General features: G+C 31.8%; 15 protein-coding genes and 1 tRNA gene. 9 read left to right on the top strand and 7 right to left on the bottom strand.

Features of this window, described 5'->3' with window-relative positions:
• Positions 1-45 precede the first annotated feature (45 nt).
• The 5 genes from def to EW14_RS00395 are packed head-to-tail and all read left to right on the top strand — an operon-like array spanning position 46 to position 3,633.
• Entirely contained in the window at positions 46-651 is a 606-nt protein-coding gene (gene def / locus EW14_RS00415) for a peptide deformylase (RefSeq protein ID WP_042849555.1), read from the top strand.
• A gap of 4 nt (positions 652-655) precedes the next feature.
• Complete coding sequence (locus EW14_RS00410; RefSeq protein WP_042849554.1) at positions 656-997, top strand: histidine triad nucleotide-binding protein; 342 nt, start codon at positions 656-658, stop codon at positions 995-997.
• 48 nt (positions 998-1,045) lie between these two features.
• Complete coding sequence (locus EW14_RS00405; protein ID WP_042849553.1) at positions 1,046-1,324, top strand: hypothetical protein; 279 nt, start codon at positions 1,046-1,048, stop codon at positions 1,322-1,324.
• Between the two features lie 42 nt (positions 1,325-1,366).
• Entirely contained in the window at positions 1,367-3,349 is a 1,983-nt protein-coding gene (locus EW14_RS00400; RefSeq protein ID WP_042849552.1) for an ABC transporter ATP-binding protein/permease, read from the top strand.
• A gap of 8 nt (positions 3,350-3,357) precedes the next feature.
• Positions 3,358-3,633, top strand: coding sequence for a chlorophyll a/b-binding protein (locus EW14_RS00395; protein ID WP_042849551.1), 276 nt, complete (start codon positions 3,358-3,360; stop codon positions 3,631-3,633).
• Here EW14_RS00395 and EW14_RS00390 read toward each other — a convergent pair whose 3' ends face one another.
• The gene (locus EW14_RS00390; protein WP_042849550.1) at positions 3,634-4,563 is read right to left on the bottom strand and encodes a Ycf66 family protein; all 930 of its coding nucleotides are present in this window, start codon (positions 4,561-4,563) and stop codon (positions 3,634-3,636) included. It lies immediately after the preceding gene.
• 80 nt (positions 4,564-4,643) lie between these two features.
• Entirely contained in the window at positions 4,644-4,829 is a 186-nt protein-coding gene (gene psbX / locus EW14_RS00385; RefSeq protein WP_025905805.1) for a photosystem II reaction center X protein, read from the bottom strand.
• Between the two features lie 89 nt (positions 4,830-4,918).
• Here psbX and EW14_RS00380 point away from each other — a divergent pair, with 89 nt between their 5' ends.
• The gene (locus EW14_RS00380; RefSeq protein ID WP_042849549.1) at positions 4,919-5,224 is read left to right on the top strand and encodes a YggT family protein; all 306 of its coding nucleotides are present in this window, start codon (positions 4,919-4,921) and stop codon (positions 5,222-5,224) included.
• Positions 5,225-5,241: 17 nt separating this feature from the next.
• Here EW14_RS00380 and accC read toward each other — a convergent pair whose 3' ends face one another.
• On the bottom strand, positions 5,242-6,591 hold the full coding sequence (accC, locus tag EW14_RS00375) for an acetyl-CoA carboxylase biotin carboxylase subunit (RefSeq protein WP_025893889.1): 1,350 nt from the start codon (positions 6,589-6,591) through the stop codon (positions 5,242-5,244).
• Between the two features lie 259 nt (positions 6,592-6,850).
• On the opposite strand from accC, the gene EW14_RS00370 reads away from it, so the two are divergent.
• Positions 6,851-6,932, top strand: a tRNA-Leu gene (locus EW14_RS00370).
• A gap of 4 nt (positions 6,933-6,936) precedes the next feature.
• Positions 6,937-8,223 carry a glycosyl transferase gene (locus EW14_RS00365; protein ID WP_042849547.1) on the top strand — a complete coding sequence of 429 codons (1,287 nt, stop codon included), beginning with the start codon at positions 6,937-6,939 and terminating at the stop codon, positions 8,221-8,223.
• A 3-nt stretch (positions 8,224-8,226) separates the two neighbouring features.
• Here the strand turns inward: EW14_RS00365 and EW14_RS00360 are convergent, their stop codons facing one another.
• From EW14_RS00360 to EW14_RS09985, 4 genes are all read right to left on the bottom strand, one after another.
• On the bottom strand, positions 8,227-9,282 hold the full coding sequence (locus tag EW14_RS00360; RefSeq protein ID WP_042849546.1) for a PRC-barrel domain-containing protein: 1,056 nt from the start codon (positions 9,280-9,282) through the stop codon (positions 8,227-8,229).
• Between the two features lie 45 nt (positions 9,283-9,327).
• Positions 9,328-12,918 (bottom strand): chromosome segregation protein SMC, encoded by a 3,591-nt coding sequence (gene smc / locus EW14_RS00355; RefSeq protein WP_042849545.1) that lies wholly within the window; start codon positions 12,916-12,918, stop codon positions 9,328-9,330.
• A 76-nt stretch (positions 12,919-12,994) separates the two neighbouring features.
• Positions 12,995-13,357, bottom strand: a complete 363-nt coding sequence (locus EW14_RS00350) for a hypothetical protein (RefSeq protein WP_042849544.1) — start codon at positions 13,355-13,357, stop codon at positions 12,995-12,997.
• An 82-nt stretch (positions 13,358-13,439) separates the two neighbouring features.
• Complete coding sequence (locus EW14_RS09985) at positions 13,440-13,577, bottom strand: hypothetical protein (RefSeq protein ID WP_002806908.1); 138 nt, start codon at positions 13,575-13,577, stop codon at positions 13,440-13,442.
• Between the two features lie 187 nt (positions 13,578-13,764).
• Here EW14_RS09985 and EW14_RS00345 point away from each other — a divergent pair, with 187 nt between their 5' ends.
• On the top strand, positions 13,765-14,226 hold the full coding sequence (locus EW14_RS00345) for a DUF883 C-terminal domain-containing protein (protein WP_042849543.1): 462 nt from the start codon (positions 13,765-13,767) through the stop codon (positions 14,224-14,226).

Genomic DNA, 14,226 nt, shown 5'->3' with positions numbered 1-14,226 from the left:
TGCTAATATTTTTATAGCTAAACTCTTAATTAAAAACTTTTTAACGTGGCAAACCATTTTTCACAACTTGCAAAAAAGTCAAGAACAAATGGAAGCTCAGAAAAAATTGCAAAAGAACAAACAGGTAAGCCATCTCTAGATATTTATAAACTTGGTGATGATGTATTAAGACAAAATTCCAAAAGAATAACTAAGGTTGACGAATCGATTAGAAAACTTGCGAGAGAAATGCTTCAAAGCATGTACGCAGCTAAAGGAATTGGACTTGCAGCACCTCAAATTGGTATCAACAAAGAACTTCTTGTCATAGATGTAAATTTTGAAGATTCAGCAGCAGAACCTCTAATATTAATAAATCCAGAAATTACAGACTTTGGAACAACCCTTAATTCATACGAAGAAGGCTGCTTAAGTATACCTGGCGTATATTTGAATGTAGTAAGACCATCAACTATAAAATTAAAATTTAGAGATGAAATGGGTAGACCACGTAAAATGAAAGCAGATGGACTTCTGGCGAGGTGTATTCAACACGAAATGGATCACTTAAACGGAATATTATTTGTTGATAGAGTTACATCAAAAGATGATTTGAACAAAGAACTTGTAAAGGAAGGGTTCAACGAAAAAGATGTAATTTCTATTAATTAATCTAATGACTGAAACTACAATATTTCAAAAAATAATTAATGAAGAAATACCCTGCGATAAGCTTTATGAAGATGATTTTTGTATTGCGTTTAATGATATCCAGGCACAAGCACCAGTACATTTTTTAGTGATTCCAAAAAAGCCAATTATAAGTTTATTAGATTGTATTGAAGAAGATGCAAATTTATTAGGGCATTTACTTTTTGTTGGTAGCAAAATAGCTAAATCAAAAAATTTAACTAATTGGAGAACAGTAATTAATACTGGAGCAGAATCGGGACAAACAGTTTTTTATTTACATATTCATTTTTTATCTGGCAGAAAAATGAATTGGCCCCCAGGTTAAAACTCTCGAAAGAAATGTTTATGGGTTATAAATAAAGAAAAACACATAATGAATACCCCAGATTCCTTAAATACAGAATCAAAAAATTTCTTTAATTTAATTTTAAAAAATTGGGAAGAATTAGATGATTCACTCAAAAATAAGTTAATTAAAATATGGAACGTTTTAACATATAAATGGCAGTTACAAATTTTATTTAATTTGCCTTTTCTAATATGGTGGGCATTAGATAAATCTTTTTCTAAAGTACATGAATTTGATGCAACAATCTTGAATTACTTAAATTTACCTGACTGGGCACTTTCATTTATTGGCTTTGGTCAATAGACTTTTAAAAGATATAATTGATTTTATAAAACTCGTCGCGTAATGAATAAAGCCGTCAAAAATAAATCGAAAATACTGTACCAATTACAAAAATTAAGAAAACTATCCCAGCCGTTTTTTCTACCAATAGATCAATGCAATGGATTTCAATTCATATGGCTTTTGATTTCTCTTCTATTTTGTGTTGGTGGAGTAGTACTTGTTGGTCTTACAGGAATAATCAGTTTTTTTGAAAGTTTTCAACCAATTTTTCTCGAAAAGTATTTCGGAGGTGTAGTAAATACAGTCAATTCAATTTGGTCTGGCAGTTGGGGATTACTTTTCTCTGCCTTATTTTTAATTGGGTCTGGCAGCTTTTTTAGCTTAAGGCGTCAACTAAAAAATCGAAGATGGTTGCATTGGTTGTTCCTTGCGATAATTGTATTAATGCTTTTAGCTGTAAACGGAATAAACGCTGGAATAGGATTTATAGCAAGAGATTTAACAAATGCATTAGTAGAAAAACAAGAAGATGGATTTTATAGGATATTAGGGATTTACGCATGTTGTTTCGCTGTTGCTCTACCAATTCGTGTATCCCAAATATTTTTTACATATAAATTGGGAATAATTTGGAGAGAATGGCTTTCAAAAAGCTTAGTCAAAGATTATATGACTAATAAAGCGTATTACCAACTAAATCCCAATGACGAAGAGCAAACTGATGTAGATAATCCTGATCAAAGGATCACAGATGATACCAGAGCTTTTACCGGGCAAAGTCTTTCTTTCACATTAGGTATTTTTGATGCACTACTAACATTTTCACTTAATATCCTTATTTTATGGAGTATTAGTACAACACTTACTTTTTCTTTATTTGGCTACGCTGCATTTGCAACTTCTATCCTTTTAATTGCTGGAAAAAATCTTGTAAAGATTGACTTTGATCAACTCAGATATGAAGCAGATTTTCGATATGGCTTAGTTCATATTAGAGATAATGCTGAATCAATTGCCTTTTATTCTGGGGAGAATCCTGAGCGAAGTGAAACTGAAAGGCGCTTAGGAGAAGTGGTAAGAAACTTTAATTTACTAATTATATGGAGAGTAATAATTGACGTTATGAGAAGATCCATTAATTATGCAGGAAACTTCTTTCCATATTTAATAATGGCAATACCTTACTTTAAAGGTGATATTGATTATGGGCGCTTTATCCAAGCAAGTTTTGCATTTGGAATGGTTGAAGGTTCGTTATTTTTCATTGTTAATCAAATAGAAGAACTAGCAAAATTTACTGCTGGGATTGGGAGATTAGAAGGATTTCAATCAAAAGTCGAATCTATTAGTCAAGCTCACCCCACAAGCAATCAAAACGTTATTTCAGATTTTCCTTCAATTCTTATTAATAATGCTGACCTTTGCCCACCAGGATCAAATAAAACAATAATTAAAAACTTAAATTTGAGCATCGACAATAATCAATCACTTTTAGTTGTTGGACCATCAGGATGTGGAAAAACATCATTATTGCGAATGATTAGTGGTTTGTGGGAACCCGATCAGGGAGTAATTAAAAAACCAAAAATTGGGGAATTATTATTCATACCTCAAAAACCTTACATGTTACTAGGTTCTTTAAGGGAACAATTATGTTATCCCACAGAGGTTAAGAAATTTAGTGATGAACATCTTACTTCTGTACTTCATGAAGTAAATTTAAAAACTTTAGTGGATCGGTATCCTAATCTTGATATTAAACAAGATTGGCCACGAATTCTTTCTCTAGGGGAACAACAAAGATTGGCTTTTGCAAGACTCTTACTAAACTCTCCAAGATTTGCAGTACTTGATGAAGCTACAAGCGCTTTAGATATTGACACTGAAAAAAAACTATATAGTTTATTAAAGGAACGAGAACTTTCACTTATTAGTGTTGGACATAGACCTAGTTTAAAAGATTTTCATGAAAATATTTTAGAATTAAATGGACAAGGAGACTGGAAATTATTGACTTCTGATAAGTATAATTTTAAGGATTAGCAAAAAAAATGAATTCTAAAGAAGAACAAACTAACTCAGAAGCCACTAATTTAGAGAATAAGAGTTTTATAGAAGAGCAAAAAGATCCGAATCAAATCAATGAACAAATTGAGGACAATAAATTAGATGAAAAATCCATAGAAATTAAAGATGAATATAAATTTGGATGGAGTAGTTATTCGGAAATAACTAATGGAAGGTTCGCAATGATTGGCTTCCTTGCAATAATATTAATTGAATTATTAAGTCGACAATCGTTTTTAAAATGGGCAGGAATCTTATAATTAATCGTCGAATCTAGAGCTATTATCTCTAGGTTTCTTTTTGTTTGTTCCAACGCTATACCTACCAGTTTGATTTTTTGCACTTGATCTAGCTGAGGAGCTTGCTCTTCGACTCTCACGTGTTTTTTTGGATTGATTAATATCTTTGAAAGAAGCATCTTCTACTTGAGCAGTTGAAGTTTGTTGCCTAATAGGGGATCTTGAAGGTTTCTTTCTTAATGGAGAAGAATCATTAGGAGCAGAGATATTATCTTGTCTAGAAACTGTACGATTCATTCTGGGTCTAGACCCTGTTTTAACTTCATCGCGAGATAAATTTCTTCTTTGACCAAAGTTATTTGTTTCGGGTTGTTTACTATTTCTATCTTCAGAAGTCTGTCTTCTCCTTCTTATAGATTCGTCATTTTCAAACTGACTTATTTCCCTTGTAGATGGCCTACTTCTACTTGCTGCAGCAGAAGGTATCGCTCTTGAAACATTCCTCCTACGAGATCTACCCTCCATATAGTCTTCTTCAAATTCATCTTCTTGAGGTTTAAATCTTCTGGATGGTCTTTCAGATTCTTCAAACCTATCGTAATCATCATTAAATCGGCCTCTAGAATTTCTGGGACCATCAGAAATAGGATCATCATCAAAATAAGATGATCTTCGAGCTTGATCAGTAGCAACTCCCCTCAATCGCACACTTTCATATGCGAAAAAAACTGTAGTTCCTGCAAGTAAAAACTGACCAAACTGAAGAATAGGATCTAACCTCCAGCCTTGAAAAAATAATATTCCTCCGCACAAAAGTCCAATTGCTGCGAAGAAAACATCATAATCCCTTGCCAAGGCAGGCTTAAAGGACCTCAAGAAATAAAGGCCTCCTCCACATACCGCGAGAACTATACCAACAATACTGGCCCAATTGAGACTAGCATTGACCACATTCTTTCTCCAAAAATTTATTTTTTAAAGGGTTACTTATATCCCCTATATATATAGTGTACTTAAAACTTCTACAAAAACTAGCGTCTTCCAGTAGAAGTACGATCGAGGGAATCTTTCTGGCTGACAAAAATCAAAAATGCAGTGGCTGGAATAACGATAAGTAAGGCAGCCGCAATAAAACTACCTATCATTCCAACTGCTGAATTATTTGCGACTTCAGCAGAAAAATCTGCGGCTAGTAATAAATTTGAGATTTGAAACACTTTTTAAATATTAAATTCTCAATTTATAATACGAATTAAATACGTTTCAATGGGTTATTTATTAAGATGAGTTAAATAATTGTGATTTCTTGCTTGTAAACTCTCTTCAAATTTTAGATATTAGTTTAGGAATTTCTCTCTCATATCTAACTATAGTTTTTCTAATAAGATTAATACTTACTTGGTACCCAAAAATTGATTTAAGTAAAGGTTTATGGTTATTAATTTCAATACCATCAAGCTCCATTCTTAATTTAACAAGAAAACTAATTCCTCCTATTGGAGGTGTTGATGTTGGACCCGTAATTTGGATCGGAGTTATAAGCTTTTTAAGAGAAATTTTAGTCGGTCAGCAAGGGCTTATAAAACTTGCATTACATTCTCATATTTCATAGAAATAATTAATTATTTCTCAGTAATTTGGCAATAATTCTTCTTCTACATATTTAGTATGTATTTTACCCTGCTTAAATTTAGATTTATTCAGTAAAGTTAGATGAAAGTTGATTGTTGTAGGAATACCAGTGACCGCACATTCATTTAAAGCCCTATTCATACGTTTAATTGCTGTATTACGATCTTTTCCCCAGACTATTAATTTACCAATTAATGAGTCATAGAAAGGAGGTATTTCATAGCCTGTATACACATGACTATCCACCCTTACACCAGGGCCACCGGGAGGAAGCCACCCAGTTATTTTTCCAGGTGATGGTCGGAAATTGTGAGAAGGATCTTCAGCGTTGATTCTACATTCAATGGCATGACCATTTAAATGGATATCATCCTGATTAAATTCCAAATTTGCTCCGCTTGCGATTTTAATTTGCTCTGCTATTAAATCAACTCCTGTAACCATTTCAGTAACTGGATGTTCAACTTGAATCCTAGTATTCATCTCCATAAAATAAAAATTATTATCATCATCAACTAAAAATTCAACTGTCCCCGCTCCTTCGTAGCCGATACTTTTTGCAGCAGCAATAGCTGCGTTCCCCATTTTTTTTCTTAGCTCAGTGTTAATTGCAGGACTGGGAGACTCTTCTAGCAACTTCTGATGTCTTCTTTGAACTGAACAATCTCGCTCTCCTAAATGAACAACATTACCCGACCTGTCGGCCAAAATTTGAATTTCTACATGTCTTGGCTTCTTTATAAATTTCTCCATATATAAACCATCGTTACCAAAAGCTGCTTCTGCTTCGCCTTGAGCTGCTTTAAACATTTTTTCTAGATTATCAGAGTTTTCAACCAACCTCATACCTCTTCCACCTCCTCCAGCAGTCGCTTTAATAATTACTGGATAGCCAATATCATCTGCCAATTTATAAGCCTCATCAACATTTGATAACAAGCCTTTACTACCAGGTACTGTTGGAACTCCAACTGCTTCCATTGTTTCTTTAGCTGTAGATTTATCTCCCATAGATCTAATAGCTTTAGGAGATGGACCAATAAAAACTATGCCGTGATCATTACACATCTCAGCAAATTTATCATTTTCCGCAAGAAAGCCATAACCAGGATGAATAGCATCAACTCCTCTCGATGTAGCAGCAGCAAGTATATTTGGAATATTTAAATAACTCTTATTACTTAATGAATCTCCGACGCAAACCGCCTCATCAGCAAGCTGAACATGCAATGCTTTTTTATCTACAGTGCTAAAAACTGCAACGGTTGCAATACCTAATTCTCTACAACTTCTGACAATTCGTAAAGCTATTTCTCCACGATTAGCAATTAAAACTTTTTCAACCATTATGAAAATAAAATTGAAGAAATGAAATGACTTAAAATAAAAAATTATTTGCCAAAATATTAAACAAAATTTTTTAGTGATCAGAGGACATTTTTTACAATACAACCTAAAACGTTATATATGTATAAATATTTGTTTTATGCAATAGAAAAATTATTCATCATATTCAAAAAACTCTTTTCGAACTAAATGCTTATTTCAGCCAATAATGTATGATATTTTTAAGGTTTAGGCATCACCCGGTTGCTGAAAACCCTTTGCGGACGTGGCGGAATTGGTAGACGCGCACGTCTAAGGAGCGTGTGGCTTCGGCCTTGCGAGTTCAAGTCTCGCCGTCCGCATTTAATGTATTCTGGTTTAACTGCAATGAAAAAAAAATCAGTTGCAGTAGTTATAATTTCCAATGGTCCAGGTGAATTGACTACATGGGTAAATCCTGTAGTGAATGAGCTTAACAAAATAAATAAATCACTATGTGATGAAAATAAACCCGATCTCACCCTTAGGTTAGTCCTTGTTCCTTGCCCAAATGCCACTGGTAAAGAGTTTTTAGTTGCAAAGTCATGGAATAAATTCGAATTAATTACAAAATCCAAAAGTTTTTGGAAATTATTAATAAAGCCACATTCTTTTGCTAATTGGCCAAAAAAAGGGGTGGTTATTTTCCTTGGTGGGGATCAATTTTGGAGCATTTTATTAGCCAAAAGATTAGGTTATATAAATATCACATATGCTGAATGGGTTTCGCGATGGCCTAAATGGACCAACGAAATTGCTGCTATGAATGTAAAAGTAAAAGAGTTAATACCTAAAAGATATGAATATAAATGTAAAGTCATTGGCGATTTGATGGCAGATATCAAACTTAATAGCGAAATATCATTAAAAAATAAAGAAAAACACTACATTGCATTGTTGCCCGGTTCTAAGAAAGCAAAGCTTTCTGTTGGAATTCCTTTCTTCTTAGAAGTTGCAGATCATATCGCTAAAGAAAATCAAAATATAAATTTTATAATTCCCATTGCCCCAACTACTGATAAAAGTGAATATTTATTTTTTCAAAGTAATAAAAATCCAATTGCTAAATATTACTCATCAAAAATCAAAACAATTAAAAACTTCAAAGACTCTCGTTTTGATTATGTAATTGAAACATCAAAAAATACAAAGATTTATCTAATCAAGAAACATCCTTGCTATGAAATTTTAAAAGAATGTGATCTTGCAATTACAACTGTTGGAGCAAATACTGCAGAACTAGCAGCAATTAGTCTTCCAATGTTAGTCGTTCTACCAACTCAACATTTAAACATGATGAATGCATGGGATGGAATTTTTGGAGTAATTGGAAAAATTTCATTCATTAATAGATTCCTAACTTTTATAATTAAAAATTTCTATCTTAAAAAAAAGAAATTTTTTGCCTGGCCAAATATTAAAGCTAAAAGAATGATTGTCCCTGAAAGGATAGGTAATATTTCGCCAATAAAAATTGCAAGTGAGGTATTATTTCTTATTAAAAATAGAGAGCAATTAAAAAGTATTAGAGATAATCTACAAAAAGAAAGAGGCGATAAAGGTGCAGCAAAAAAACTTGCTTCTATAATTGTTAATTCAATAGAAAAACTTTAACAATTACCAGGGATCATCAATTTCAAACTTTTCTAATTTTTTATTATCTTGAACTAAATTTTGTTCATCTAGTGGTTCAATATCTAAAGTTTCAGTAGCATTTTGAATTGGTCTTTTCGAAGCTAAATTAGTAGTTGATTTTTTCTTTTGCTTAAGATCAATATTGTTTTTTTCATCTATTGAACTCACACTATTTTGATTCTCGATCTGATCAGAATAATCATTATCCATATATAGCTTTTTTCTGTTATTTATTTCCTCTGAGGAACCCTTTATTTCAACATATTCAAGTTCATCTTCATAATCATCTTCATAATCATCTTCATAATCATCTTGTTCAACAACTTCTTCATATTCCTCAACCAAATTGTTTTGCTGTTCTGATTCAGAACCTGAAAGTAACTGATTCTCAACAGGTACAAGATTTGCTGAGTATCCACTTGCTTCACTTTCATCCCAAGAAGAACCCCCGACTCCAAGTTTCTCAAGTAGTCCACTACTTAGTTGCTTCAATTTTTCTTCAGCACCCTCATAAACAATAATCCTATCAGTACCACTACTTACAATTTCCTCAACAGGTATTTCCCAAGTACTTAAAACTCCCTCACCTAAAAGCGGAACACCAACAGCACCCATAACAAGAGATATCAAATCCCCAGTCTCAATATCAAAAGAAAAGCCAAGAACTCTTCCCAAAAGTTGACCAGATTCTGTAATCACTTGACAATTAATCACCTTCCCGTATCTTTCTGGAGAAAAACTCTCACTCAAAGAATCTAGGGAGTCAACTAATATGACATCTCCAACTTGCTTTATACTTTCTAAAGGCATCCATTTTGGCAAACCTGGTAAAAATCTTGTAAGTGGATTATCTCTTAGTCCCAAAGCGACCACCTCTCTTCTATCGATATCAACAACAACTTCGCCAACTACGCCTAGACGCCTGCCAGTATCAGTGGTTATCACTTGAGTTCCCATTAATTCTGACCTTAACCATAAACGTTCGCTAGGAACAGAGTTAGGGAGATTCTTATTAGCAGATGTGTTAGACAAGCTCATAAATTTCTTTTTATCATTCTGACGTATAAATTTAAAAAAGTGTGTTTATGCAGCATTTGGTAACCCAAGAACTTGAGTATTCGCACCTCTTGCTTGCGCAACCCCAATTGTTCGTTCAGACGCACTAATCATAGGCCTTCTATGACTTACGACTATAAATTGAGCATTTGATGACTGATTAGATATTAATTTTGACAATCTTTCAACATTTATACCATCTAAGAAACTATCAACCTCATCTAATGCATAAAAAGGTGAAGGTTTATACTTTTGCAAAGCGAATAAAAAACTTAAAGCAGTTAATGATTTTTCTCCACCTGACATAGAGGCTAATCTTCTGACATTTTTCCCTTTAGGATGAGCCACTAAAGTTAATCCTCCTTCTAAAGGAGAATTAGGATTTTCAAGTTGAAGAAAACCATCTCCATCAGATAAATTTGCAAAAATTTCTCTAAAATGCTTATCAACTTCTGTAAATGCTTGCATAAAAGCCTCCTGTCGCATCGTAGATACAGTTTCTATTCTCAGCAATAATTCAGATCTTTCATTAGATAGAATTTCTAATTTTTCTCGCAAACCTTTTAATCTCTCAATTAATTCTTCTAATTCATCAAGAGCCAACATATTAACAGGTTCTAAGCTTTGCAGTTTTGCATTTATGATCGAAATTTCTGATTGCAAAGATTCAAGACTCTTCCCTTCATATTCTCCAAACTCCGGGGAAGGATTAGGTAAATCTTTTTTATAATTTTCTAATTTTATTTTCTCGCTCCTCATCTCTTCTTTAAGAGAATGCATATCCCTTTCAAGATATTCAAGCTTCAACAGATAGTTATTATATTCTTGCCTTTTGTTTGAAATTGAAGAGTTTAATTCATCTCTTTTCCTTCTCAATAAACCTAAATCCCTCTCTAGAGAATTTTTTTGATTATCGAGATCTACAAGTTCTTTTTTAAATTGATCTCTTTTTTCTACCCATTCATTATGAGCAATTGCTAGTTGTTTAATAGATTCCTGCAAGTTTTTTTCTTGTATTAAAGTAATTTTTAATGAATTATTGATACGCTCTTTATCTAAAGCAAATTGATTCTTTTTATCTAATAATGTATTTCTCTCCTTAATAAGTAATTCAAGTTTTTTATCAAGATTATTAAAATCGTCATTAAAAGCTATTAATGATGATTTTTGATTTTTTTCATAATTTGCCTTTTGAATGGTTTGTAGTTGATTAAACTTATCGTGATAAGGCTGCAATTCATTTTTTAAAAGACCTAACTCGTTAACTAATAAATTATTAACAGTATCAAGTTTATTTAATCTCGATTTACAATCCTCAATTCTTTGCGAGACAACTTTAAGAGAATCTTGATTTACTTCAATTTCTTTATTAAATGAGGCACAATCCTCAATAATTTGACTGCGGTTAGAATTTAATTTACTAAGTCTATTATTTTTTATTATCAAATCATTATTTGACTCTTTTAAAGCTTCTTCGATAACTAATAATCTTTCTTTTATAGGACTGGAATCATCAATTTCATTATTAATTCCAAACCTATAAGCCAAATCTTTATTTAACTTACTACCGCCTGTAATAGCTCCACTTGCTTCTAATAATTCACCACTTAAGGTAACCAACCTATTTTTTTGTGTAGACAACCTAGCTGAAGATAAGTCTGAAAAAACCAAAGTATCTCCAAAAACATATCGAAAAACATCTGAATAAACTTCATCAAAAGTAATTAGATTAATAGCTTTATCAATAAATCCATTCTCTCTGTTATTTTCAAATCTTGAAATCGCATAATTCTTTTTTTGACTTTTAATTCTATTTAAAGGTAAAAAAGTTAATCTTCCCGCTTTCTTCTTTTTAAGAATTTCAATTGCTTTAGCAGCAATATGATCATTATCTACAACAATTTGTCCTAACCTATTTCCAGCAGCAATTTCTAATGCATATCTATTTTTCTCACTGACCTCTCCAAGTTGAGCTACATAACCATGTATACCCTCTAACCCTGCCTCTAAGAGAATTCTGAGGGCATATGAACCTCTAGATTCGTTTAAAGCTTCCTTCCTACTTTCGAATCTAGATAAATCCTTTTCAAGCCTTAATTGCTCATTGTTTAGCCTTGATTTAGTTTTAATTAATAAATCAATTTCATTTTTTAAAGAATTAATTTCTGCGCTGTTACTTGCCAGGTTTTTATTCTTTGTATCTGATGTCTCTTTTTTGCTTTGATTTCCCTGAAAAAGCTTCTCCTTTTCTAAGTCTAAGGATTCGATCTGAGACAATATCTCATCTTTTTGTATATTATTTTGAATAGTTTCTTCTTCAATTTTCCTTTTTTTTATTTCCAAAGGATTAATGTGATTTTTTATACTTTCAAGCTCAGTATTTAATTTGATACTTTGTTTTGAGAATTCTCCAGATTCTCCAGCTGCGTCAGAAAGTTTTTTTCTGGAAAGTTTGTGTTTTAAAGTGAGATCATCAATTTGCAAGTTCAATTGATTTAAAAAATTATCATCGAAATTTTCTTGTCTCATCTTTTCTGACTCAATATTTCTTTTAGAAATTGAAATTTGATCTCTCTGCTTTTGTAATTTAATACCTTCTTCTTTATTCAGACTTGATATCCTATCAAGTTCTCTCAAGCTAGAATTAATACTTCCAATATCAGAATTCACTTTAATCAATTTATCCTCGCCTTTCTCCTTAAGTTCATCAACAAGTATTTTCAAGGCATCTTCTAAGACTGATATTTCTTTACTAATAGATTCTTTTTGTTTATTAAATAAAATTTTATTTTTTCCAATTTCACTTTCTTTTTTTTCTATAGATTCAACATGTTTAACTTGTTTTTTAAACATAAGAACTTTCTCTAATTCCATTATTTGTAATAGTTTTGCCTTTAAATCTTTATATCGCTTTGCTTTTTCACATTCTTTTTCAAGCTTATTTTTACTAGATTGCAATTCATTTTCTAAAATTTCACATCTTTCTTGTCTTTCGAAAACGTCATTTAATTTTGCATTAGTTTGTTCTATTCTTGTATCAAAAAGTGCGACTCCTGCTAATTCATCAATAAGATTTCTCCTCTCCTTATTATTCATTGATACTATTCTTGTTACATCACCCTGCATAACAACATTGCTACCCTCAGGATCAACACTAATATCTCTTAATATTCTCTGTATTTGTTGCAAGGTACATTGTTTGCCATCAGAAGTATAAGTAGAAGCATAAGAACCACCTGGCATAAGCCTTAATTTTCTAGAAACTAACCATTCTTTTTGACCTTTATTAAGGGCAATTTCTTCTTCTTCTAGTTCCAAAGGCGGAAGGTCTTCTCTGGGAGACCAATCCTGAATATTAAATTTTACTGATACAGATGTTTCTGATGACTTACCCTCTTTAACTTTGGAGTTATTTATTAGATCTGGTAATCTTTCAGCCCTCATCCCTCTACTATTAGCTAGACCTAAACAGAATAGAATTCCATCTAAAATATTACTTTTCCCAGAACCGTTAGGGCCGGTAACCACCGTGAAACCTTCTTCAAGAGGAATTTTTACATTTCCCCCAAAAGATTTAAAATTTTCAAACTCGACCTGATTGATATGTACCAATCTCAAGTCTCAACAGCTAAATAAGAATAACTAATTTACAAAAATTCTCAATAGAAATATTACGTTTATTTATAAATGAATATTAATAATTTTTGCTTAATCTACAAGAATTTCCCGAAATTTCAAACAAACCAGAAAGAAGTTCACCATCCAAAATGAATCGATAATATTCAGAGTCCAATTTATCAGAAACGTTTTTAAATATTCCATGATCAATTCTTTTTACAAACCCTCTATTATCAGAAAGTTCATGTTCAATCCTGGATAGCCATAAAAGTCTATGATTTGGCTGCTTAGAAATTTCTACAGAAGCTTGATTTAATAAAGGTAGTTTTAAAAATTTCCATGTTAAACAATCTATCCCATTTTCAACAAGGAAATCATAATGAATATCGAACGAGTTAGCAAAATAAACTTTATGTTCAAGCAAAACCCATTTATTCATTATCTATTTGATAAATAAATCGAATCTATTTTCAAAACAAAGTTTAGTAAAGATATATTTTCAGAGAAATGTTTCCTTTTATTTAATTACTTGCATCAGGAACAAATCTTAAAGCTATGAATAGCAAACTTCCAGCTCCAGCGATAGCTGCAGCTACTAATCCAAAATCTGTAGGGATTGTGCGAGATGCAAAAATTAATGATGCAAATGTAATATCCATGATGAAATTTAAACTCATTTAATAAATTCAGTAATAGCTTAACAAAACCTTCTTACAGAACAGAGTAGATAAATAAAATGTAAATAAACTTTTATATGTTTTTATTCTATATAAATCGCACAATTCTTTAGATAAGGGTTCCAAATTACGAAAATAGGGTCTAATCTTAAATAAATTAGCTTTAATAATGGAGACTTACCATCCTCCCAAAGAAGTAGAAGAAAAAGAAGATAAATCTGATCTTCCTGAAAAAGAAGTTATCTTGGAAAAATGGTTACTTGAAAAAATTGATAGTTTAATACCTTTAATAAAAGAAAAATGGCCTAACATTGCACAACAAACCCTTGAAGCCACAAAAGGGAGTATTGATGATTTAGTTGAAGTAATAGCTAGCCATAGTGGAACCTCGGCATTTGGAATAAAAAGCCAACTGTTTGAAATCATTGATTCAATAAGGGAAAACAATTGGGAAATATCAGAAAAAATTGAGCCTATTGAAAGTCAATTAGAAGAATTATTAGAAGAGCTTAACAATACACTTAGACCAAAAATAGAAAGTCCAATAAGAAAAAAACCACTATTATCTATTGCTATTGCAGCTGGTATTGGTTTACTAATAGGAAGTCTCCTAAACAGTGGCAGAAAATAA

Source organism: Prochlorococcus sp. MIT 0604 (assembly GCF_000757845.1).
GTDB lineage: Bacteria > Cyanobacteriota > Cyanobacteriia > PCC-6307 > Cyanobiaceae > Prochlorococcus_A.
Note: the sequence above shows the minus strand (reverse complement) of the source record. Positions and strands in the feature narration are given on the sequence as shown.